A 22,273-nucleotide genomic window follows, 5' to 3' on the forward strand; every position below is an offset into this window, starting at 1 on the left:
TCACGTGCGTAAGCTGCTTTTCGCAATCTTGAGCGTGGCCCCTGCACTGGCCATCGCCGACACCATCACCTGGCCCGACCTGCCGCAAACCTGCTTCGTCAGCGGTCGCTCTGCCACCAGCGTAGATGTCGATACGGGCTGTGCGGCCTTCCTGATCAACGTGAAAGGCAAGGCGGCGGGTACGCCGATCAAGCTGGATATCCCGCAGTACGCCCTGCACGTCGACGAGGCCACCGGCAAGGAAACGCCGGTGATCATCATCCAGGCGGAAGAAAACGGCGAGATCAAGGCCGTGGGCTATCGGGAGCTGGGCACCGACCAGCTCGGCGCCGCATTGCTGCGGGAGGTTCGGCTCCTAGGTACCCAGAAGCCGAGCTAGCCAAGGCTTAGCGAACCCAGCCGCCACCCTGCCAGTGGTAACCGTCATTACGTTGCACCCAATGCGGATGCACATAACGGTAACCTTCGCGCACCGGCTCCCAGTGGCCATGCACCGCCACGTATCGCCCGCCCTGCCAACGCCAGTAACCGCGCGACCAGACATAGCCGTAACGTGCTGCCGGCTCGACCTCGATCACTTGGACCGGTGGCGGTTGCGGCGCGACGACCTCGACATACTCACGTTGTACCGGTCCGCGTTCATGCACCACGCGCTCTTGCACACACCCGGACGCCGCGACGACCACTGCCGCCAAAGCTGCATAACGTAGCAACATACAAAACCCTCGGGCGTTATCGCCCAACAAACACGCTGAAAATTCCCCCTTCCTGCAGCCTCGCTCCTGCTTGGCTCTGAGTTCTTTTTAACAGGTAGTGTCTGTCGGCGGGCTGAACGGCGGGCGCCTTAAGCCTGGCCAAAACGCTGTAACACAGCGTCGACAAAGCGCCGCAGCTTGGCCGTGCGTTGCCGGTTTGCGGTGTAGACGAGGTGCATCGGGCGACTCGGTGCGTCAAAGGCCGGCAGTACGCGCACCAACTCCCCCCTGGCCAGCGCCGCACGCAAGAAATCCTCAGCCCCCAGGACAATGCCAAATCCATCCAGCGCGGCCGACATCAAGGCCCTGCTCTCATTGATCTGCAAACGGCTGGAAACCGCCACTCGGTAAGTGGCCGCACCTTGGTGGAACACCCATTCCCGATCAGCAAGGCGGGCCCAGAAGGCGTAGCCCAGGCATTCATGCTGCTCAAGGTCTGCCGGTATCAGCGGTGTACCGCGTGCCGAGAGGTAAGCCGGTGCCGCACAGGCCACCAAGCGATAAGGTGCCAAGGGCCTCGCCGTGAGGCTGTTCGTGGCCAGTGGGCCGATACGAAAGGCCACCTCATAACCTTCCTCCACCAGGTCGACGAAGCGGTCTGTCAGGTGCAGGTCGATTTCCACGTCTGGATGATCGCGCAGGAACGCCGTGATCAGAGGCATCAGGCTATAGGAGCCAAAAGTTACCGGGGCGGTGATCCTCAGCTTGCCGCGCGGCGTGTCGTTCATGATCTGCGCGAGCGAGTCGGCGGCGTCGGCTTCCGCGAGGATATGTTTGCAACGCTCGTAGTAGGCACTGCCCAGCTCGGTCAAGCTTTGCCGGCGAGTGGTGCGATTAAGCAGGCGCGCACCCAGACGCTGCTCAAGCGCGGCGACATGCTTGGCCACCATCTGCGGCGACATGTTCAAACGCTCGGCTGCACGTGCGTAGGAGCCCGACTCAGCGGCCATGACAAACGCATGCATGCTTGAAAGACGGTCCATCATTCCCTACTCCCAGTAACAACATCGACACCAAAACGCTTATTTATCGAGATTTGGTTGCTAATCATCATAACCGCTCCCCCGTTCACAGGAGCAAGGACATGAAGATTGGCGTAATAGGCGCAGGCTTTATCGGGCGGGCCGTGGCCGAATTGGCACTGGCGGCCGGGCATGAGGTGATGTTGAGCAACTCCCGTGGCCCCCAGACCATGAGCAGCGTGCTCAGCGGCATCTTGGGTGTGCAGGTGGGCAGCGCGGACGATGCCGCCAGATTTGGCGATGTGGTGCTGGTGGCCATCCCCCTGGAGCACTACCGCAGCGTCCCGGCGCAATGGCTGGAGGGCAAGGTGGTGATGGACGCCAATAACTACTACCCGAACCGTGACGGGCATATTCCGGCGCTGGACCGCTTTGAAACCACCACCAGCCGGCTGCTCGCCGAGCACCTGCCGCATGCGCATGTGGTGAAGGTGTTTAACGCGATATTTGCCCCCGACCTGACCCAGGACGCTCGCCCCCACGGTGCAGCGGACCGCCGCGCCCTGCCGGTGGCAGCGGACGATGCGGCAGCCAAGGCGCAGGTGATCAGCTTGCTCGACGAACTCGGGTTCGATGCCGTGGATGCTGGCGGGCTGGATGACAGCTGGCGCTTTGAACGGGGCAAACCCGCGTACTGCATTCCGCTGGATCAGGCAGGCCTGGAGGCCGCGCTGACCAAGGCCGAACGTACGGTTGAACTGCCTGCTGTCGAACGAACCCGCCGATAAACGCCCGTGCACAAAAAAGCCCGCTGACCGTCACCGGTTCAGCGGGCTGTTTACATCAGGACTTGGCTTACAGCGCCAGGTCAGACGCAGGCTTGCTTGGCTCGGCCGCAGGCTTGGCAGCCTCGGTGGCCTTTGGCGCCGCCAGTTGCGGGATGGCTGGCGGTGGAGTCAGTTGCAGGACGCCGGCCGTGTAGGCCCATTCCTTGGCAACCGCTTCAGGACTGTCGTTCAGCTTGGTACCGTAGCTCGGTACGATCTGGTGCAGTTTGGCCTGCCACTCAGGGCTCGCCACTTTGTCCTTGAACACTTTCTGCAGCACGGTCAGCATGATCGGAGCCGCGGTGGACGCGCCCGGCGATGCACCCAGCAGGCCGGCGATGGTGTTGTCGGCGGAGCTGACCACTTCGGTACCGAGTTTCAGGACGCCGCCCTGCTCTTCGTCACGCTTGATGATCTGCACACGCTGACCGGCCTGCCACAGGCGCCAGTCTTCTTTCTTGGCGTTCGGGAAGTACTCTTGCAGCGCCTTGAAGCGGTCGTCGTCCGACAGCATCAGTTGACCGGCAAGGTACTCGACCAGTGGGTATTCATGAATACCGACTTTGGTCATTGGCCAGATGTTGTGGGTGGTGGTGCTGGTCAGCAGGTCCAGGTACGAGCCTTCCTTGAGGAACTTGGTCGAGAAGGTCGCAAATGGGCCAAACAGGATCACGCGCTTGCCGTCCAGCACGCGGGTGTCCAGGTGCGGAACCGACATCGGCGGCGAACCCACCGAAGCTTTACCGTAAGCCTTGGCCAGGTGCTGCTCGGCCACGGTTGGGTTATCGGTCACCAGGAACGAGCCACCCACTGGGAAGCCTGCGTATTCCTTGGCTTCAGGAATGCCGGACTTTTGCAGCAAGTGCAGTGCACCGCCGCCCGCGCCGATGAACACGAACTTGGCATCGGTTTCGGTCTTGGTGCCGTCTTTCAGGTTTTTGTAGCTCACACGCCACGAACCGTCGGCGTTCTTGGTGATGTCCTGCACTTCGCTCGACAGTTTCAGGTCGAACTTCGGTGTGGTTTGCAGGTGAGCGACGAACTGACGGGTGATCTCGCCGAAGTTGACGTCGGTGCCGATTGGCGTCCAAGTGGCCGCGATTTTCTGGTTCGGGTCACGCCCTTCCATCATCAGCGGAACCCACTTGGCGATCTGCGCCGGATCTTCGGAGTACTGCATGCCGGCGAACAACGGGCTCGCCTGCAGGGCTTCGTAGCGCTTCTTGAGGAACTTGATGTTGTCATCGCCCCACACAAAGCTCATGTGCGGCGTGGAGTTGATGAACGAACGCGGGTTCTTCAGCACGCCCTGCTGGACCTGCCAGGACCAGAACTGACGAGAAATCTGGAAGGCTTCGTTGATCTCGACCGCTTTCGGGATCTCAACAACGCCATCCTTGTTTTCCGGGGTGTAGTTCAACTCAGCCAGGGCCGAGTGACCGGTACCGGCGTTGTTCCAGCCGTTGGAGCTTTCTTCGGCAACGCCATCAAGACGTTCGACCATCTCCATCGACCAGTCCGGCTGCAGCTCGTTGAGCCAAACACCCAGGGTCGCACTCATGATGCCGCCGCCGATCAGCAGCACATCGACTTTCTTTGCCTCTTCCGCGTGAACGGACGTGATCCCCATCGACAAAGCCAGCCCCAGCAGGGCAGTGTTTACTTTCTTAAACATCAGTAGCACCTATGATAAAACGCCATCCGCCCCGCCGCCCCGGATCATGGCAACCCTCGATCACGCTACGTCAGGCAACGTACCGTGGGGTTTACGCAATCACATGAGGACCGCAGGGTGGGCACACAAGGCCGATGAATCGGCCTCACTGTTATGTCCCTTCTGCGCTGACTTCTTATCATTATTGGCTTCAGCTACCTGGGCGACAGACCACCGCCGGGACGTATACGGGTGTACGCACCAGGGAAAGACTAGACCAAGACGGCGCGCAGAATATCACGCTGAGCGGTGTTTATGCGTCGTTTGGCCAATTGACAGCTCTAAATCGCCCGTTTTGGCGCGACCGTGTCAAGGCTGGCAGACGCGACGTGGCGTCACAGGGTTGGAACGTTTACGCAAAACGCTGTTCTAGACAGTTTCGCCGCTGCTTGCGTAGCATCGGCGGCTTTCCTTCGTGCGATCCATCCAGACTAGAGTTGTCCATGACTATCCAGCAGACACCCGGGCATGTACTGCCCGCGCGTAGCGCCGCCAAAATGGAAGCGGCCATGGCCGTGGGTGCCTTCGCAATCGGTACCGGCGAATTTGCCATCATGGGCTTGATGCCCGACATCGCCCACAACCTGGGTTTAAGCGAACCCCAGGTCGGCCACGCCATCAGCGCGTATGCCTTGGGTGTGATGGTCGGCGCCCCATTACTGGCGATCCTCGGCGCCAAGTTGCTGCGCAAACACATGTTGCTGTTGCTGATGGGGCTCTACGCCCTAGGCAACCTCGCCACCGCCTTCACCCCGACCTTCGGCTCACTGGTGGCCTTCCGCTTTATCAGCGGCCTGCCCCACGGCGCCTACTTCGGGATTGCCGCCGTAGTCGCCTCGAGCATGGTGCCCAACGACAAACGCGCCGGCGCCGTGGCCCGCGTGATGATGGGCCTGACCCTGGCCATGCTGCTCGGCAACCCCATCGCCACCTTCCTCGGCCAGCACCTGGGCTGGCGTTCGGCGTTCGGGCTGGTCAGCGTGATTGCCCTGTGCACCATCGCTCTGGTCTGGCAATTCGTGCCCCACCGCCACGACGAGCAACGCAGCGACCCGCGCAAGGAAATGCGCGCCTTCACCAAACCCCAGGTGTGGATGGCGCTGTCGATTGGCGCCATTGGGTTTGCCGGGATGTTCTGCGTATTCAGCTACCTGGCACCGACCATGCTCGAAGTGACCAAAGTGTCGCCGCAGTGGATTCCGTTTGGGCTGGCGGCGTTTGGTGTCGGCGGGATTATCGGCAACATTGCCGGCGGCAAGCTGTTTGACCGCATGCAGTTCCGAGCGGTGGGCTTGATATTGGTGTGGTCGATGGCCGTGTTGCTGTTCTTCCCCTTCGCGGCGTCGTCGCTGTGGGGCGTGCTGCTGAGCATGGGATTGGTCGGCACCATGGTGGCCTTGGCTGCGCCGCTGCAGATCCGACTGATGGACATCGCTCATGAAGCCCCGAGCCTGGCGGCGGCGTCCAACCACGCGGCGTTCAACCTGGCGAACGCACTGGGGCCGTGGTTCGGAGGCATGGCAATCACGGCGGGATATGGCTGGACAAGCACCGGCTACATCGGCGCGGCTACCGCGCTGGTGGGCCTGGGCCTCTACCTCATCGCCCGCCGCATGCAGGGCGGCCACTGAAAGCCCAATTGTAGGAGGGGGCTTGCTCCCGATGGCAGCGGGTCAGTCAACACACTGATGACTGACCTCCCCGTCAATCATCATGCAACAGCCCTGACCCATACTCCCCATAACTGCTGCCCAACCCACTGCCGCCAAAATTCATCTTGGCGGCTTTGCTCGGACTGTGGTCACCAAACGCCTGGCATCCCCCCGAGAAACACGGGTCGCCGCTCACGCCCGAAGAACCCGACGAACAAGCACTCAACAGCAACGTACCAGCAACCATCACGACTTTGACGAGGTTCGAAATCATGTTTTCAGTTCCCTGTGGGCTGGAGGCGCGAGGGTCCTCTCTTGAAGAGGATCGTAGACCTCAAAGGCTCAGGGAGTGATGAAACTTTACTGCGCGACAGCAGGGGTTCAGGTTGCCGCCTTGGGGTAAGGCGGAGGCGCGGCGTTGCCGGCTTGCTCCTGGGCTGGAGGATTGCAGCCTTCGTTGTCTAGACGCCAACCGTTGAATGGGCAGCGTTGCTCAGTTGCTGAAGTTCAAGCTGCTTGGCAGCACTGGCCTCAAGACTCGCGCGCTCTGCATCCAGATACTGATAAATGCCATGGAGGTTGGTGATTTTCTGCTTGATCTCCGCCATCTTCTTTTCAATCAGCTTAGCGCCGTCAGCACAATCGATCAGCTTGTTGCGCTGCGCATCCAGAATCTCGCCTATTTCCCCGAGGGAAAACCCCATGCTTTGCGCCCGCTGGATGAAGTCCAGGTCCTGCAGGGTTTGCGCGGTGTAAACACGATAATTGTTGGTTCGCCGCTGCGGTGAGATCAAGCCGATTTGCTCGTAATAACGCAGCGTATGGCGGCTTGCACCGCTGCGCGCCTCAAGTTCGCCTATTTTCATGAAAACAACACTTGACTGTAGAGTTGGGTCGACAGTTTACGCTTGATTTCTTACCTGACCCAAGGAACATAGAAATGAGCGTGGAGTGCTTTGTCACGGGCGGTACCGGCTTTATCGGTCAACACCTGGTGGCGCACCTGAGTGCAAAAGGTCACACCGTACAGGTGTTGATGCGTCGGCCAGAGCGCCTTGCCGCACTGCGGGAACAAGTCGACCGGTTGGGAGGGAACGCGTCCCGGGTATTTGCCGTGGCTGGCGACCTGGAGCAGGACAACCTCGGGCTGAGCCTTGCCGACCGCGAAAGGCTGAGGCAAGCCAGCGTGGTATTTCACCTGGGAGCCCACTTTGCCTGGGGGCTTTCAGTGCAGCAGTCACGTGCCGTGAATGTAGAAGGCGCAAAACGCGTGGCGCTATTGGCGGCTGAGCAAAAAAGCCGGTTAGTGATGATCGGCGGCTTCATGCTGAAAAACCATGAACACCTGCAACGCATAGGCATTGATCCTCATCATCCGGAGTTGACCAATTGGCCCGCCCTCTACCGGCGTGTCGGTGCTTATGAGGGGAGCAAGCTGGAGGCACACTTTGCCACCCTGGCGCTGATGTCAGCCAAGGGCGCAGACGTGACCGTCGTCCATCCCGCCACGGTGTGTGGTCACAGCCACACCGGCCATATCCTCGAAGGTCAGCCACTGATGGAGCTTATACGAAGCCTTATGCACGGAAAGCTGACTGCCGTGCCCGGCACCGCCGAACACTGGCTGCCGCTGGTCACCGTGGATTATCTGGTCGAGTTGGTGGCGGCCAGTGCTTTTGACCCGGCCATGAAGGGCCAGGAGCTGCTGGCACTGGATGCCCAAACGCCCAACTTGCGCGAACTTCTGGCACAGGTGGCACAAGCCATCAGCGTAAAGCCTCCCAAGCATCACATTCCGCTCCGAGTGCTGAAATGGCTACTGAGGATTCCTCCCGTCGCGCGTTTTTTGAATACCAGTGTCGAGGCTTTGGACTTCATCCAGACCACGCGTTTTGATACAGCGGCGGTCGAGCAATTTGCCGGCAGGCATGGGATAGCTAAATCGGATATACGTGAGTCTTTGCGGCGTACTGCTGTGTTCGTCAAGTCACAGGGCATAGCCACGGGCGAGTCTCGCTGACTTATTGCGGGCAACCAGAGATCGTGTTTTCAGTTCTCTATGGGCTGGAGGCGCGAGGGGCCTCCCTTGAAGAGGATCGTAGGCTTCAAAGACACAGGGGATGATGAAGGGACAACACGGGTTCAGGCTGCCGCCTTGGGTAAGGCGGCGGGACGGATTGTCAGGCGGTGGCCTTGCTGGCGGCAGGCGCGGCTTGCTCCTGGGCTCGGTCAACGAGTAACGCGCTCAGGTCGATTAGTTGTTGGATGCCCAGGACGATGGCGCGGTGGGGGTCTTCAAGTTCGAACGCTAGCGTGGCGGCCATTTGGTTGGCGGATTCCAGGTTTTCGGAGGCGTTAGCCAGGAGGGTTTCTGTGTCTATTTTGGGGTTGACTAGGAATAGGTTGCCGGATGGCGCAGTGTTTTGATCGACATGAGGATTGTGTGATTTGTTAGGCATGGGCGAAGCTCCAAATATTTACGGGAGTTAAAACGCCTTAGCAATACGGACTTCCACCTCCGGCCGCTGGGTTTGCAGCGGCTTAAGGAGGTTAGTTACAGATGGTCTGACGGGCAAGCCGAGAAAAGTGTGGGAAGGTTCCTAGGGTAGATCGTGATCTGACCCCGATATACACGCGGTTCTTTTTGGTGGCGAGCAAAGTGACGATTTCACTCAACTTCATAGCTGGTTGATATGCGCAAGCAGGATCTAGGGAATAGATAGAAAAGAGCAGGGCCCGATAGCCGCCGATAGCCATGGGTAGAAACCGGCAGCGTCCGGCCAAAAGCAGACCATGGACAGGCTGTCAAAGTCTTTCTAAGCTCTGCGGAGGCTATCTCGCGTTCCCTCGCCTCATGCCGCGCTTCTGGCGTGACACTCAACTTGCTTAAGGAGTTATGCATGGATACGAAATCATATAAAGCCTTTGGCAGAACCTATTATGCCCCTTGTGGCGCCTACCTATAATTAGGCAGCTCATGAGCATCTGGGTGCACCACGAAGTCGGAGACGTTCCATCTATCGGAGAGATTTCCGGACAGCAGTGCAGGTTCTGTAACGGTCCTCTTGTCCAAGAACAAATCGAGGATCGCTGGGCCGGAATCTCAAATGAGACCGCTGAGTTGCACAGGAAGACCGTGCTTGGGATGGCCGAGATTCATGGCGACTTCATACTAAGAGAAATGGAACTAGTGTGTGAGCCGGATGAGAGGGAAGCATATCTTTCCACTTGCCCCTTGTGCGGGTGGTGGCAAGTATTCAAAGAAATCTACCTTTGCACCAAGAGCCAGATATGGTTTGTCGAATGCGGTACAAGTGCAGTCCTGTACAAATTTAATACAGTTGACATTACAATTCCGGCTGAAGAGGTGCGCCAATACTTGGTGGCAAAATACGAGGGCCGTTTCAACGTTCATCCACGTCGACTCGAGGAAGTAGTCGCGAGTGTCTTCTCGAGTCACGGCTTCAGATCAGAGGTAACGTCCTATTCACGAGATGGGGGAATCGACGTTATCCTCCGTGACGCGCTCGGTCGCCCTATAGCCATCCAAGTGAAGCGCTATAAGGGAGCAATCGAGGTGGCTTCTATCCGCGAGTTGCTTGGAGCTATGGTACTGAAAGGCTTCACCAGGGGAGCCTTCGTCACTACCTCCACATTTCAGGCTGGCGGACAAGAGATGGTGAGGACCGCATCGGTTCGAGGCCTCGCCCTAGAGTTGATTGACGGTGCGCGATTTTTAAGCGGCCTTCAAATCGCCCAACTAATAGATTTCCGTCGGTATCCGCGGTTCCTTCAGGACGATGTCCTGGGTTCGCTGAAACTCCGGCTGGGCAATGAATACCACTGCAATTCCCTTTAAGAACAGAGCACTTGCTTTGTTCATTCACCGCAGCAGCAAGATGCCTGACTGCGATAGGCACGGAAATCGGAATCAGGCCACAATATAACTCTGACTCCCCCACCCAACCTCATAAAACGTGAACCGTACTTTTCAGCCCTCCACTCCCCTCAATGCCCCTTATGATGCCCCACCCCCTCACCCGCTACTGACACGCTCGCCTGCGCCACTTTCCCCGACGCGGGAAGCACTCGAATGATGCTCATCATCCCCAGGTCTTCGTGCCCCAGCAGGTGGCAGTGAAAGACAAAATCCCCCACCACTTCACCGCGAAAATCCATCAGCAGTGACACGCTGGGGTACGGGTCCTGTGCATTACCGGACCAGGCCGGCACCTCGATGGTGTCCAGGTATTGCCCCACAATCCCCGGTGCCTGCGGCTCTTTACCGAAGTTGTTCTGCCCCTGCACATAAAAATGAATCTGGTGGATGTGAAACACATGGTTTTCGGTGCTGCGGTTCTCGACAGACCACTGCTCCACCGTGCCTTGAGTGGTGGTAATACTCGGTGGCTGGTCGGGATTGAACACGTGCGGCACTTGGCCGTCGACCGTCATGTAGAACTCGGTTTGGTTGGCGTTTTCGGAGAAGTACAAGTTGCGCTGGGCAACGACGGGGGCTTGCTTCAATCCGGCAAAGCGCTTTCCAGCCGTTTCGGAAATTGGTCGTGCAGGCAGGCTGGCAAGTTTTGCCTCGGTGTTAGCCCCTACGTCGAGCGTGATCAGCGGGCGAGTCGGGTTGCAGTCGCCGTCCGCACCGGTGTTGATATTGGCCGTCATCAGCGTGGCTTTTTGCACGCCGACGCCAGGCATATTCGCCACGAATTCTACGCGCGACGCCGGCGGCAACCGGAAATGATTGACCGCAATGCTCTGGCCGGTGCCGCCCGTGCCGTCTTGAGAGTTGATTGGAACACCGTCGATGGCTATCAAGTTAAGGGTCTGCGGCACGTTGTCGTAGACGAGGCTCAGGTCGAGTATTGAATCTGCGGAAATATTGGCGACCCGCCAAAACTGGGCCTGGCCCGGTGGGACTTGCATCTTGGCGGCGACAAAAAATACGTTGTTCTTATCGGTGTAGGAGTTGACCGGCACATTGTTCACGGTAACGTCGTGGAACGGCACGTCGACCCCGCAGTTACCGGGCCCTTCCTTCAGGTTATTGAGCTGGCGCTGATCACGCAGAACCAGGACCTGTTGCGGTAGCCCCTGCACCGCTGGAAAAAACCGTTCGATCCCGTCCACAATCAATGCGCCAGTCGCGCCGCCCATGACGACCGGTTCGGAAATGCCGTGCACATGCGGGTGGTACCAGTACATCCCTGGTGGCTCGTCAGTGGGGAAGTCCAGGGTGTAGGTGAAGGTTTCGCCGGAATTGATGATGGTTTTGATCACCTCATCCCCGCCACATACCGGTGCGGTATTGGTGCCGTGATAATGCAGGTTGACCGAGGTGCTGTTCATGAACTTGGCACCGCAATTGGGCGGGTCGAGCGCCATCGGCTTGATTCCCTGGGGCGTGTTGTTGGTGACCACCACCGTCAGTTTGTCGCCGGGCAGCACATGCAACGTGGGATTCTGCATGCCGTCGGGCGCCATGAAGCAATAAAGTGTACGGCCCTTGTCATCGACCGTTTGCTGATAAGAAAAGCTCACCGCCAGCGTGCCATTTTCACTGTAAAGCGCGGGCGGCGTGACTACGTGCGCGCCTTGGGCAAACCTTGGACACCCGCCGGGAATCGGCGCGATTGCTGCGCTCCTGATAGCGGCAGGCGCGGTTTGCGCCAATGTGCTGCCATGTGGGAGCAGGGATGACAGGAGTACCACGCACGCCGATGCAGCAAGCGCCTTGATCGCTATAAGTCCATTCATGTTCACCTCGTCATTGAGAGCGACCGGGTGTACGCCTACTGCGCATCACCACTGCAATTGAACAACCGTATGAGGGAAGAGGCGCCTATCTGACTGGAACAAACGCTGCGACACGCGGGGCGGCTGCCCTTGTGACATTCCACATCATATCCTGCCAATCCTGAGCGACAGACTAGCTCAGCCGTTACAAGGGTGAGCGGCGTTGAAAGATCATTGAGTTATAAAAGCAATAGCAAAATGACATCGCGCGAAAAAGATGATGGCATCTTGCGTCAGGATAAGGTCACGTGTCAGGGGAATACTCAATCCCGGATTTGCTAAAAAGATGTATGAAAATCAACTCGCGTTAGAAGCGACACTAATAGAGTTTGCTCTCCATAGTGAAAAGTCAGGCTGAGTGAGGTTGGTAATAACGTATGGGGTGCTCTTTCGTAATAGGTAAAAACGCTGGGTACATCAAGCAGGGCTTGGCCAAGCTAAGAATTAAACACTTTTGACGAAGCACGCCATTATTATTTTCAGGTATGCGGTGGAATTGGGGGACAGCCTCTGCATATGGGCTTAATACGTAACGCCACAGCCACAAGGATTTAACTGAATTTTCGGGCAATCCATAGTTATAACCAAAAGCCATGTCAGAATTTTCTTATGGAAAATTTTCATAGGAGCGTCACAATCCCATGCTACGGTTTTTTCGTCAGAGGGCAGGATCGCCCACTTGGGACTATTAAACGGTCCACTGGACGCCAGGGAATATTCTGAGGACAGAGTTATGGGCGGTACTGATGCAGTGATCTCTGATAATCACTGAACTGCAAAACATGGAGTTGTTATGATAGTTTTAGGAATTACTAACAATGATTTATCAGGTGCCTGCCTGGTGCGCGACGACCGAATTCTCTCTGCGGTAAGTGAAGAACGGTTTACCCGTATCAAAGATGACAAAGTCTGGCCTGCGCAATCTATTTCATTTGTACTGAGTGAAGCGGGTATTAGTTTAGAGGACGTAGACTATGTGGCCTATGGCTGGAACGCAGGCTTCACAGTTGAAAAGCACTTACCTTTATATTTCGACCGTATTGTAGATGAAGTCAAGAACAACCCTGATGGGCTACCTCTTTTTCGTAAACGTATTGCTGACGAAATCAGCAATGACAAGGAAAAAAGAGCTGAGTTCGATAAGTTTATCTCAGATAACGCGTTGTCCGCCTACTACATAGACCATCATGAATGCCACGCGTTGGGTGCTTATGTATGCTCCCCCTTTGATGAAGCTTTAACCTTGACATGTGATGGGCGAGGTGATTTCCAATCACTGACGCTAACACATTACACACCCAACGAAACCACGGTATTACAGCGTGAAACAAGCATTGATAGTCTGGGGTACTTCTACGGACGTATCACCCATCTACTAGGTTACAAACCTAATCGTCATGAAGGTAAGATCACAGGGTTGGCTGCATTCGGCGATCCTGAGAAATTGCTTGGCGTGATGCGACAAATGATTAATGTCGAGGATGGGCGCATCAGAGCCAAATGCGGAGACCTTTTCCTGCCTTCGTATAATGGTTATAGCGACACTTTACAGACTTTACTAGCGCAGGAAAAACCGGAAGATATCGCAGCCGCCGTTCAACGCCATGTTGAAGACATGCTTGTCAAAGTCGTAACTTACCATCTAGAAAATATAGGGACTAGCAACCTTTGCTTAGCTGGTGGTGTATTTGGCAACGTGAAGCTTAACCAGCGTTTACGAGAAATCCCTAACGTGAGTAACGTCTATGTGCTGCCATGCATGGGAGACGGTGGCCTAGCATTGGCTGCTGCAGTGGGTGCTGCTTACCTGGAAAAAGGCACTCGATTCAAAAACCCGGCGATGACGCTGGGCCCATCAGCACGTAGTGTTTCACAAAATATAAACCTCATAAATCGTGACTATCCTGAATTGGGTTATCACAACCCGACCAATATCATTGAAACGCTCGTAGATGCTTTAATGGAAAACCAGGTTCTAGGAATGTTCAAAGGAAAAATGGAGTTTGGCCCGAGGTCGCTGTGCAACAGGAGTATCGTCTACCATGCCAAAGACGCTGATGTGAACGACTGGCTCAACAAACGGATGCACCGAACTGAGTTTATGCCATTTGGCCCAGTGACAGCTGTCGAGCAGGCCGCCGAATGCTATATCGGCTGGTCCGAAGAGCAGATTGCCGCTGATACCATGACAATGACATATGATTGCCATCCGCAGTTTATCGAGGCCAGCCCCGCTGTCGTGCATATTGACGGTACCGCTAGACCGCAGGTAATTCGTCCTGAAGCTGATGGGTTTATGCATAAACTGCTAAATGCCTGGCACTCTCGAACAGGGCAATCTGCTTTGATAAACACTTCTTTCAATCGTCATGAAGAGCCGATTGTATGCTCGTCACAAGATGCCTTGGCTGCCCTTAAGGAAGGCATGGTCGATTTGGTAGTTATGAGCGAGTCGTTAATCGTATGGCGTAAAAACAAGAACAGTTTCGCATTACAGCGCTTTGAGTAAGACCGATTGGCTTAGGGGCTTTATAAAGCCCCTTTTTCAAAGTTGGTGTTCTGCTGTTTTTATCTGGTGACCCGATGTACATGATATTTTTTGGTTTTTTTGCAGCTGAGGGCATTATCTATCCATTCTGGCCAACCTGGCTGGATACCCTAGGATTTAGCGCCGGCCAGATAGGTTTGCTGATCGCGGCAGCTTATTGGCCTCAAATTGCAACAGGGGTGTTGATTACATACGTCGCGGACTGGCGTGTAGATCAAATTTACCTGGCCGCACTACTAAGTTTTTCAGCAGCAGTGAGTACTCTGCTGTTTTATTTCCTACCCACCTCTCTATTAATTTTTATCACGCTGAGCATTTCGTTCGGCGGCGTATGGATGGTCGTGCTGCCTCTGTCCGAGTCGTATCTGCTCAAACGAGACAAACAGTCCATTCAAAATTACGGCTGGGTAAGAGCGGTTGGCTCTTCAGCATTTATTTTAATGTCGACACTGGGTGGTATTTTTTTTACTATTTATGGGCTTTCCTGGGTGCCTGTCATCGCTGCTGCAAGCATGACCTTTACAGGCTTGAGTTGCCTATGGCTAAGACATCGAATTCCAAATACAAAATTATCTGGTAATACTCAGATCGCTAAAAAGCCAGATTGGAGACGGCTATTCGAAAACAAAATACTGCTACTTGCAATCGCTTCTGCAGGCATAATCCAATTAAGTCACACGCTATACTTCGCCACAATCTCAATAAACTGGGGACTTAAAGGCTACTCATCGACTACAGTTGGATTATTCTGGTCAGTCGCTGTGTTTGCTGAAATTACATACTTTGCATTCTCAAACAAAATTTTAAGATTTTTCTCTCCGCTATCTATCGTAGTTCTATCCAGTTTATGTGCATCGCTTCGCTGGGCGTTTTTCTCTAATAGCGACGCTGTATCACTAATCATTATAGGACAGTGCATGCACGCGCTGAGTTTTGCTGCTTATCACACGGCAATTATGCGCTTTATCCGCGATCACGCTCCGCAAGACATCCAGATTTTAACTCAGGGTTTCTATTATTCTTTCGCAGTAGCAATACCAATGGGGCTAGCCACGCCTCTTTCCGGCTACCTTTACGAGATAATGCCCAATGGCTCTTTTTATGTAATGGCAATTATAGCCTTACTCGGCGCGCTACTAGCCTTAATCGCTCATCAAAAAATGCGGAACTCTAAACATGATGGCACACACGTTTACAGCGGTCTGTTTTGATATGGACGGTGTTCTTATTCAGTCACGGGAAGTTATTGAGCATGCTTGGACTAGCGTGGCGCGCGAGTACGGCGTTGAAGTTAGTCAGAATTTTATCCATGAACACATCCATGGTCGACCAGGGGAGTATACTCTTCAAGCTCTCTTTCCTAACTTCAGCCAACCCACCCGCAGCATAATCAAAAAACAAGTAGATGCGGCTGAAGAGGTCGCTGTCTGTTTGTTGGTACCTGGGGTGGCAAAGCTAATTTCTCAATTGCGGGAACGCTCAATTCCGTTGGCATTGGTAACCAGTAGTTGGCCCGCTCGTATCGCCTACGTACTCGATCATCATGGGCTAGAAGCTACCTTTGAATGTATAGTCTCACGCGAGGATGTCAGCAATGGAAAGCCAGCGCCTGACTGTTATCAGCTGGCGGCTCGAAAGCTAAACACCCCCATAAATGAGTGCCTTGTCTTCGAAGACTCCGTAAGCGGTGTCCAGTCGGCTGTAAGCAGTGGTGCATGTTGTCTCGGCATCAGCAATGACTTTTCGCTAAGCAACTACGGCGCCAAGGCGGTGTACACCGACTTTAACGCCCTGCCAATTATAGAAAGTTTGGCACCAACCTCTCTTTTTAATGAAAATGGCCTGATTCTCGGCAACCATAGTTCTAGGAGTTTAACTTCTTAATGACATCAACACTAAAGTATGCCGCTATTCTCTGGGAGTTCTTATCTGAAGGACGTCAGCATGAAAAGTGTGACTTGTTAGTAGTCTGTGGATCGTACGATCTTCGTGTCTGCGATTACGCTTGCGAATTGCTTCGCAAGGGAGTAGCTGAACATTTATTGTTCACAGGCAATACCGGTAACTGGACTAGACATTTATGGGATAAAACTGAAGCCGAAATTTTTGCTCAGCGTGCACTAGACCTCGGCGTTTTACATGAGCAATTCAGCCTAGAAAAACGAGCAACCAACTTTGCTGAAAATATCGCCTTTGCCAAAGAAATGTTCCCACAAATAAAGAGCGCTACTTTTCTTACCAAGCCAAACTCAATCCGCCGAGTAAAATTGACTTTACCCATCCAGTGGGCGGGCCTTGACGCGTGGGTTGATGCGCCGAGGTATTGTTTCCCTGAGCAAACTTCCAATCAGGTGGGAGTGCTCGGATTAATCGATGAAATGGTGGGCGATATACAGCGTATTATGGTGTATCCAAAACAGGGATTTCAAATTGAAGAAGAAATACCGAAAAAAGTCCAGGCGGCCTGGAAGTACTTAATTGAGCAGGGGTTTAAAAACCACCTTATCAGTTAATATGAAACGGACGTTTCTGGACGTATCACTTTGTGGTGCCTACAAGGGAAACCCGTTAGTCCACGTAATCCACAGTTGGCCATGCGGGATGTCACGCATCCTGCCCAGCCACTATTATCGCCCGTTCAATAACACCTGACAGGGGCCAGCTTCATCTCCCGTCGCTTGATCCAGGCTTGGGCAACGTGTTTACGGTCGAAGGTTTAGTTTGGCCCCGATGATGGATTGGACTAACTCTATGTACTACCCCAATATCTATTGAGAAAACTGGCGCACACCTCATCCCGTACCACTTTTTTACCACTCTTTCGAAAAAGAAAGCATTCATCCTTGCAGGTGCCCTTACGCCACTACCATGACATCATCGAATCTACCGCCCTATTTCCATCTCAAGAAAATAAGGATTTTTTCGATGAAACAGAGCCGCCGTCGATCAAGTCCAGTTTCAGATATTCGCATGGTCCTACGCTTTTCCGTCGCTCCATGACGGTTTGGACATAGCACTTCTCAAACCGCCGGCAGTCTGGCTTAAAGTATTAAGCCGTGGATCTCTTAGCAATTTCCAAGCAAGCATCAATTTGGAACGCTCAACGTAACCGTCCGCGCAAGGCACCATGTTTCGGTGATACGACCTAATCAACCAGTCGCATAAATAGGATCGCAAGCCCGGTCCGTCAACACGGCTTAAGTTACCGAAAAAGGCCTTATCAAGAGCCTGCAGGGACGCTCATCCCTCCGTCTGCCATGACTACGGCTCCTAAAATGTAAGACGCCCGCTCCGATGCCAGGAAGGCGACCACTTCTGCGATTTCCTCGGGCTGAGCGGCACGCTTGATGGGCGTTTTTTCGCCATGCTGGGCTAGGAATCCAGGGCCGTCATCCACAACATCGTTCAAGATATTAGTAACCACATCCCCAGATCCGACCGCATTGACGCGAATGCCGTAGTCAATGACCTCCAAGGCCAGCGTGCGCGTAAGCTGGGCCAGCGCTCCTTTTGAGGCGGTGTAGGCAGCAATCGTAGGGAACGCCTGGTAAGTAGCGTAGGAGGCGATGTTGACGATGGCCCCACTTCGATTCGGGATCATCGCCTTTACGGCTTCCCGAGCATGTAAAAATGCGGCGGTAACATTGACCGCCTGGATGCGCTCCCAGTCGTCACGTGTCATATCCACGACTAATTTGTTAATAATTATCCCAGCATTATTGACCAATATGTCCAAACGGCCGAAATGCGCTATCGCTGTAGCCACTGCTGTTTCGGCAGCGCCATCCTGGGTGATATCCGCAATCAGCGGAATCAGGCCAGGTTTGGCGAGCTGCTCGACCGTCGGGCTTTTGTCTTCAGCGACTACTTTAGCCCCACGCTCATGCAGCATCAGGGCGACAGCTCGACCAATTCCGCTAGCTGCACCGGTTACCAGAGCTACTCGACCCTCGAACTCACCACGCGTATCAGAAGCCATCTCTATCTCCAAGGCAGGCGTCCAGCAGCAAGAACTGCCGCTGTAGACAACGTCACCTTCTCCTATCCGTGAGCTAGGATCTGACGCGTTTTTGCCGAACTGTCGGGATTTTGCTATTTGTTGCCAGGTACCCTGTCCAACCATCGCCCGCGAAACCACGCCATGGAAAAATTCAGACAGCCAATTCTTTCAACTCATCAGGAGCGTATTCCTGCCCATAAAAAATGCCAGATTACCTGCCCGCTACCGCCCATCAGCCTATCGGCCAAAGCGTTAACTCTCAGGTGCAAGTACAAATATTCAGGCATCGAACCACCCTACAGAATCTAACGATCCCCGCCGTCGCAGAGCCATTGCTTGTTCTGGTCGTTTCAGGCGCTGCGATTGTAGAAGAGCGCGTTGGGGAAGAAGATTGGATATCCAACGCCGTCACAACTGACGACTTTTTTCTGACGATGTCGCCCGTTCCCTATGAAATGCGATGGCAAACAGCAAGCGATGGGGGCTTTGAGGTAATACATGTCTATCTCAGCCAGGGGCTACTGGATCTTGCCGCTAGGGATGTATTTGCTGGCCATGGTGGGACAATGAGGCTTCGGGAGGTATCAGGGGAGCGAGACGATGAAATCTCCAGACTCATGAGATCCCTCTATCACGAAATGACCTCAAGCGAACAAGCCAGCTCTTTGTATTTACAAGGAGTAGCCCAGGCGCTGGCCGTGCATTTAGTCCGAGGCTACGGGGACAGTATTGACTCGTCCACGCGCATGAATGCCTTGCCTGCTTACAAACTTCATAGGGCCATAGCCGCCATGCATGCTGGGCTGGATAGCGCGTTCAACTTAGGCAGGCTGTCCTCAGAAGCTAGCATGAGCATTTCGCATTTCAGTCGCATGTTCAGAAAGGCAACGGGACGTAGCCCTTCCCAGTACTTTATTCATATGCGAATGGAGGTGGCACGTCAGCTACTTCTGGAGTCCGATCTCAGCATCCTTAACGTCGCCCTCAACGTTGGATATGCAAGTCCGAGCCATTTCGCTCAAGTTTTCAGGCGTCATACCGGCGTAACACCGCGTGAGTACCGACATCGCAGCTAAGTTCAGATAGATACCCGCGTCGCACTATCAACACCCAGCCCCCTCTGAACCATTCCTGATCAACAGCCCCCCTTCGCATTCTCCATCCCAGATTCCAATGCCCTCAGTCATAGCTCAACCGCAAACCCTCTCCCGCCGCTTCACCGTCGCCATCATGAAGGATTGGATATAGTCCTCAAAACCACTAGCTCTGCTATCGAGCACTGATAGATCAGTCTCATAGTAAATTCTAAGCAAGCATAAATTTGGTAGACCCCTGCTATGCTTAGCCGTTCTCGATGAGGTAGTACACATGCCAGATGATTATTCACTCTCGGATTTGCTTGAACGAAGACCGAAGAAAGTTTTCAGAATCGAACGATTCAAGAACATTAAAGTAAAGGTGTGCAACGTCAACATAGACGTCATCCAGTCAAGCCTTATTATATAGTCGCAAGAAGCTACGGCCCGATCCGTTTGCCGTTCTGAAACACCCTATCCTTGCCATCATGTTTGGCTTTATACATATTAATATCTGCGCATTTAAGCACTGCTGACATGTCTGATATTGCCGAAAATTGCGCGATACCCGCGCTACAGGTATATTGATGTGGAGGCAAGACACTGCAACGAATGTTTGCTAATAAGTGCATTGCATATTCATGCGCAACGGCGTCATCGTCGCCCAATAGTAAGACACCGAACTCTTCGCCACCGATCCGCCCAACACTGTGGCTGCCCGGGGTAAGTTTCAGGCAAGACGCCATAGCGCATAAGATCTTATCCCCAATATCGTGACCGTACTGATCGTTCTTCTGCTTAAAGCTATCGATATCCAACATAATAAAATAGCCGCTGCGACCTTCTGCCAATGAGCGTTGAAAGGTATCCATGAAGGCACGCCGGTTAAGTATAGAGGTAAGAAAATCCGTCTCCGCCAATGCTCTGAATTCACTTTCTTTCAAAAGTATTGAACGCATGCTTCTCAAATAGGTAAAACTAAGTGTAACGCCAATAAACATGGAAGCGATGCTAAAAATGCCCAGATAAATCCCGAGCCCACTATACAAACCGAGATCGAGTGAGGGCCACATTACTGCCCAAACCAGCACTGCGGACAATAAATAATCTTGCACCGCAACAAATAAAATGGCGCTACTCACTACGATAATTACAGCAAGCGGAAGTGCGAAGATGCGCAACTCAATATGTGCGGCAATAACATGCCCAAAACCTAATGACAACAAAAAAATATATACACCGCCGAATACTCTCCACACCCAAAAATAAGCGGTTTTACAGTGGATATTCCAGACCAATAACAGAGTGATTGTAACCGTAATATTTGGCAGATCCAGCGTGGTCATAGGATCAATCAACAAAACAACTATCCAAGCAACCAGCCCCACCAATTCAATCTTGGTAACTGCGGGTGATAGTAGCGTTCGCATTCTTGATCTGATCTTGAAAATCACCGGCATCCTAAACTCCGCTTTCGAAACCACCTGGATATTTCAATGTCAGGGCCAGAGCTCATCCATGACGCAGATTTTTCTCTACTACTGTCGATCTTATTAATCTGAAAAAGAATGCATGTAACAATCGCGGTGCCTGCAATCTATGAAACAGTAAGAATTAATGCGAGGAACACAAAAAATTCAATCCAGGTCGCTGGTGACCCTACCAATTGCTTTCACGACTTGCTCAGCGCCAAACTGGATAGCCGCCATTGCCATGCGTGCCTGCTCGGATAACTCCAGCAAAACGTCGGCTTGGTCCCTGCTACACTGAACGCGCAACGCGGCTTGACCAGCAAATTCACGATTTTGCAGGACCACGCCTGTAATCTCTTGCGTTGCTAAACTGGTGCGGCCGGCGAGTTTGCGCACTTCATCCGCCACTACCGCAAAACCTCGCCCGTGCTCACCTGCGCGTGCGGCTTCTATAGCAGCGTTAAGCGCTAAAAGATTGGTCTGGGTGGCAATGGACCCAATGGTATCAACTATAGAACCGATCAACTGCGACTGCGATTCAAGAGCGGTCATGCTTTCGGTCACTGAGGCCATCTGTTGCGCAATAGTTTGCATACCGCGAATCGAATCGGCGACCAGATCGATGCCTCTTTTAGCTTTTACGTCGGTATCCAACGACACGTCGTAAGCCATAGTAGCGGCTTGCTTGACTCCTTCGGCTTTCTCAACTTGCTCGGTCACCACGCTGGCGAATTTGGCTATTTTATAAATCCGGCCGGAAGCGTCCTTGATGGGATTGTAAGTGGCCTCCAACCACACCACTTTTCCGCCTTTATCAACCCTGCAAAAGCGCCCGGCGTGAAAAACACCTCTGTTTAGTGTTTTCCAGAACTCGGAGTAGTGCGCCGAAGCCACGTCCTGCGCCAAGCAGAAAATACGGTGATGCTTGCCCTGTAATTCCGCAGCGCTATACCCCATAGCTTGTACGAAAGACTCGTTGGCATGAACGACCTCACCTGCAAGGTTGAATTGAATTATCGCCATTGAACGATTCAGCGCGCTAAATATTTCTATGGCGTCCTGTTCGTCCCGCGCCAGGGGGGGCGCGACAATGCCGTAGCCTTGGAACGTTCGGTTCGCCGCTTTGACCCAACCGATACTAAGTGCAACAGTGCAGCCATCGGCGGCGCGATAGAGTTGCTGATCTATAGCGCATAGGCTCGGAGCGAATTTTCTTTGCGGATCATTTGAGATGTCGCTCACTGCCATGCTCGACAGACTTTCCAAAGAATACCCTAGCGTCTCTGCAAATCGCTGATTGGCCGAAATAATTCGCCCAGCTCCATCAACATGTATTGAGAGAAAGACCGAATCGATGCCGGCGAGCGTACCGAGCAACTCCGTTAGTTTCCCTTGATGTTCAAACAGAGCATTCTTGACTCGACGATTAAACATACTGACATCCGGTAGGAGCGAGCGC

The 22,273-nt window shown here is 53.8% G+C and carries 19 protein-coding genes and 2 pseudogenes; 10 read left to right on the top strand and 11 right to left on the bottom strand.

The window, feature by feature from the left end; translation table 11 throughout:
- Nucleotides 1-4: 4 nt before the first annotated feature.
- On the top strand, nt 5-379 hold the full coding sequence (locus tag EXW71_RS17530) for a hypothetical protein (RefSeq protein ID WP_177421605.1): 375 nt from the start codon (nt 5-7) through the stop codon (nt 377-379).
- A gap of 7 nt (nt 380-386) precedes the next feature.
- Here the strand turns inward: EXW71_RS17530 and EXW71_RS17535 are convergent, their stop codons facing one another.
- Both EXW71_RS17535 and EXW71_RS17540 read right to left on the bottom strand, forming a co-directional pair.
- Entirely contained in the window at nt 387-716 is a 330-nt protein-coding gene (locus EXW71_RS17535) for a YXWGXW repeat-containing protein (protein ID WP_053255072.1), read from the bottom strand.
- A gap of 128 nt (nt 717-844) precedes the next feature.
- Nucleotides 845-1,741 carry a LysR family transcriptional regulator gene (locus tag EXW71_RS17540; RefSeq protein WP_134659688.1) on the bottom strand — a complete coding sequence of 299 codons (897 nt, stop codon included), beginning with the start codon at nt 1,739-1,741 and terminating at the stop codon, nt 845-847.
- Between the two features lie 50 nt (nt 1,742-1,791).
- On the opposite strand from EXW71_RS17540, the gene EXW71_RS17545 reads away from it, so the two are divergent.
- Nucleotides 1,792-2,505 carry an NADPH-dependent F420 reductase gene (locus tag EXW71_RS17545; RefSeq protein ID WP_256657096.1) on the top strand — a complete coding sequence of 238 codons (714 nt, stop codon included), beginning with the start codon at nt 1,792-1,794 and terminating at the stop codon, nt 2,503-2,505.
- Between the two features lie 67 nt (nt 2,506-2,572).
- On the opposite strand, the gene mqo is transcribed toward EXW71_RS17545, so the two are convergent.
- Nucleotides 2,573-4,219: a malate dehydrogenase (quinone) gene (gene mqo / locus EXW71_RS17550; protein ID WP_123715133.1), complete on the bottom strand. Its 1,647-nt coding sequence runs from the start codon at nt 4,217-4,219 to the stop codon at nt 2,573-2,575.
- 482 nt (nt 4,220-4,701) lie between these two features.
- Here mqo and EXW71_RS17555 point away from each other — a divergent pair, with 482 nt between their 5' ends.
- A complete protein-coding gene (locus tag EXW71_RS17555; RefSeq protein WP_134659686.1) occupies nt 4,702-5,889 on the top strand; it encodes an MFS transporter in 1,188 nt (395 codons plus the stop codon).
- 73 nt (nt 5,890-5,962) lie between these two features.
- On the opposite strand, the gene EXW71_RS17560 is transcribed toward EXW71_RS17555, so the two are convergent.
- Nucleotides 5,963-6,184 (bottom strand): hypothetical protein, encoded by a 222-nt coding sequence (locus EXW71_RS17560; protein WP_134659684.1) that lies wholly within the window; start codon nt 6,182-6,184, stop codon nt 5,963-5,965.
- Between the two features lie 187 nt (nt 6,185-6,371).
- Nucleotides 6,372-6,776 carry a MerR family transcriptional regulator gene (locus EXW71_RS17565; RefSeq protein WP_134659682.1) on the bottom strand — a complete coding sequence of 135 codons (405 nt, stop codon included), beginning with the start codon at nt 6,774-6,776 and terminating at the stop codon, nt 6,372-6,374.
- Nucleotides 6,777-6,850: 74 nt separating this feature from the next.
- Here EXW71_RS17565 and EXW71_RS17570 point away from each other — a divergent pair, with 74 nt between their 5' ends.
- On the top strand, nt 6,851-7,930 hold the full coding sequence (locus EXW71_RS17570; protein ID WP_134660019.1) for an SDR family oxidoreductase: 1,080 nt from the start codon (nt 6,851-6,853) through the stop codon (nt 7,928-7,930).
- Nucleotides 7,931-8,090: 160 nt separating this feature from the next.
- Here the strand turns inward: EXW71_RS17570 and EXW71_RS17575 are convergent.
- A pseudogene (locus EXW71_RS17575) lies at nt 8,091-8,324 on the bottom strand (DUF6124 family protein); the annotation flags it as partial.
- A 563-nt stretch (nt 8,325-8,887) separates the two neighbouring features.
- Here EXW71_RS17575 and EXW71_RS17580 point away from each other — a divergent pair.
- A complete protein-coding gene (locus EXW71_RS17580) occupies nt 8,888-9,769 on the top strand; it encodes a restriction endonuclease (RefSeq protein WP_123715127.1) in 882 nt (293 codons plus the stop codon).
- Between the two features lie 149 nt (nt 9,770-9,918).
- On the opposite strand, the gene EXW71_RS17585 is transcribed toward EXW71_RS17580, so the two are convergent.
- Entirely contained in the window at nt 9,919-11,595 is a 1,677-nt protein-coding gene (locus EXW71_RS17585; protein ID WP_167659654.1) for a multicopper oxidase family protein, read from the bottom strand.
- A gap of 916 nt (nt 11,596-12,511) precedes the next feature.
- On the opposite strand from EXW71_RS17585, the gene EXW71_RS17595 reads away from it, so the two are divergent.
- The 4 genes from EXW71_RS17595 (at nt 12,512) to EXW71_RS17610 (ending at nt 16,779) form a co-directional block, all read left to right on the top strand.
- Entirely contained in the window at nt 12,512-14,227 is a 1,716-nt protein-coding gene (locus EXW71_RS17595; RefSeq protein WP_134659678.1) for a carbamoyltransferase C-terminal domain-containing protein, read from the top strand.
- Between the two features lie 74 nt (nt 14,228-14,301).
- A complete protein-coding gene (locus tag EXW71_RS17600; protein WP_134659676.1) occupies nt 14,302-15,477 on the top strand; it encodes an MFS transporter in 1,176 nt (391 codons plus the stop codon).
- Nucleotides 15,443-16,150: an HAD family phosphatase gene (locus EXW71_RS17605; protein ID WP_256657095.1), complete on the top strand. Its 708-nt coding sequence runs from the start codon at nt 15,443-15,445 to the stop codon at nt 16,148-16,150. The genes EXW71_RS17600 and EXW71_RS17605 overlap by 35 nt, the downstream gene beginning before the upstream one ends.
- Nucleotides 16,150-16,779, top strand: a complete 630-nt coding sequence (locus EXW71_RS17610) for a YdcF family protein (protein WP_134659674.1) — start codon at nt 16,150-16,152, stop codon at nt 16,777-16,779. Before EXW71_RS17605 ends, EXW71_RS17610 begins: the two co-directional genes overlap by 1 nt.
- A 707-nt stretch (nt 16,780-17,486) precedes the next feature.
- Here EXW71_RS17610 and EXW71_RS17615 read toward each other — a convergent pair.
- Complete coding sequence (locus EXW71_RS17615) at nt 17,487-18,245, bottom strand: SDR family NAD(P)-dependent oxidoreductase (RefSeq protein WP_134659672.1); 759 nt, start codon at nt 18,243-18,245, stop codon at nt 17,487-17,489.
- A gap of 812 nt (nt 18,246-19,057) precedes the next feature.
- Here EXW71_RS17615 and EXW71_RS29080 point away from each other — a divergent pair.
- The gene (locus EXW71_RS29080; protein ID WP_256657101.1) at nt 19,058-19,342 is read left to right on the top strand and encodes a helix-turn-helix domain-containing protein; all 285 of its coding nucleotides are present in this window, start codon (nt 19,058-19,060) and stop codon (nt 19,340-19,342) included.
- A gap of 440 nt (nt 19,343-19,782) precedes the next feature.
- Here the strand turns inward: EXW71_RS29080 and EXW71_RS17625 are convergent, their stop codons facing one another.
- The 3 genes and pseudogenes from EXW71_RS17625 to EXW71_RS29420 all read right to left on the bottom strand — a co-directional run.
- Nucleotides 19,783-20,802: a GGDEF domain-containing protein gene (locus EXW71_RS17625; protein ID WP_134659668.1), complete on the bottom strand. Its 1,020-nt coding sequence runs from the start codon at nt 20,800-20,802 to the stop codon at nt 19,783-19,785.
- A gap of 177 nt (nt 20,803-20,979) precedes the next feature.
- Nucleotides 20,980-21,486: a methyl-accepting chemotaxis protein gene (locus EXW71_RS29415; RefSeq protein ID WP_372241333.1), complete on the bottom strand. Its 507-nt coding sequence runs from the start codon at nt 21,484-21,486 to the stop codon at nt 20,980-20,982.
- 42 nt (nt 21,487-21,528) lie between these two features.
- A pseudogene (locus EXW71_RS29420) lies at nt 21,529-22,248 on the bottom strand (PAS domain-containing protein); the annotation flags it as partial.
- Nucleotides 22,249-22,273 lie beyond the last annotated feature (25 nt).

Source organism: Pseudomonas sp. BCA17 (genome assembly GCF_004519405.1).
Classification (GTDB): domain Bacteria; phylum Pseudomonadota; class Gammaproteobacteria; order Pseudomonadales; family Pseudomonadaceae; genus Aquipseudomonas.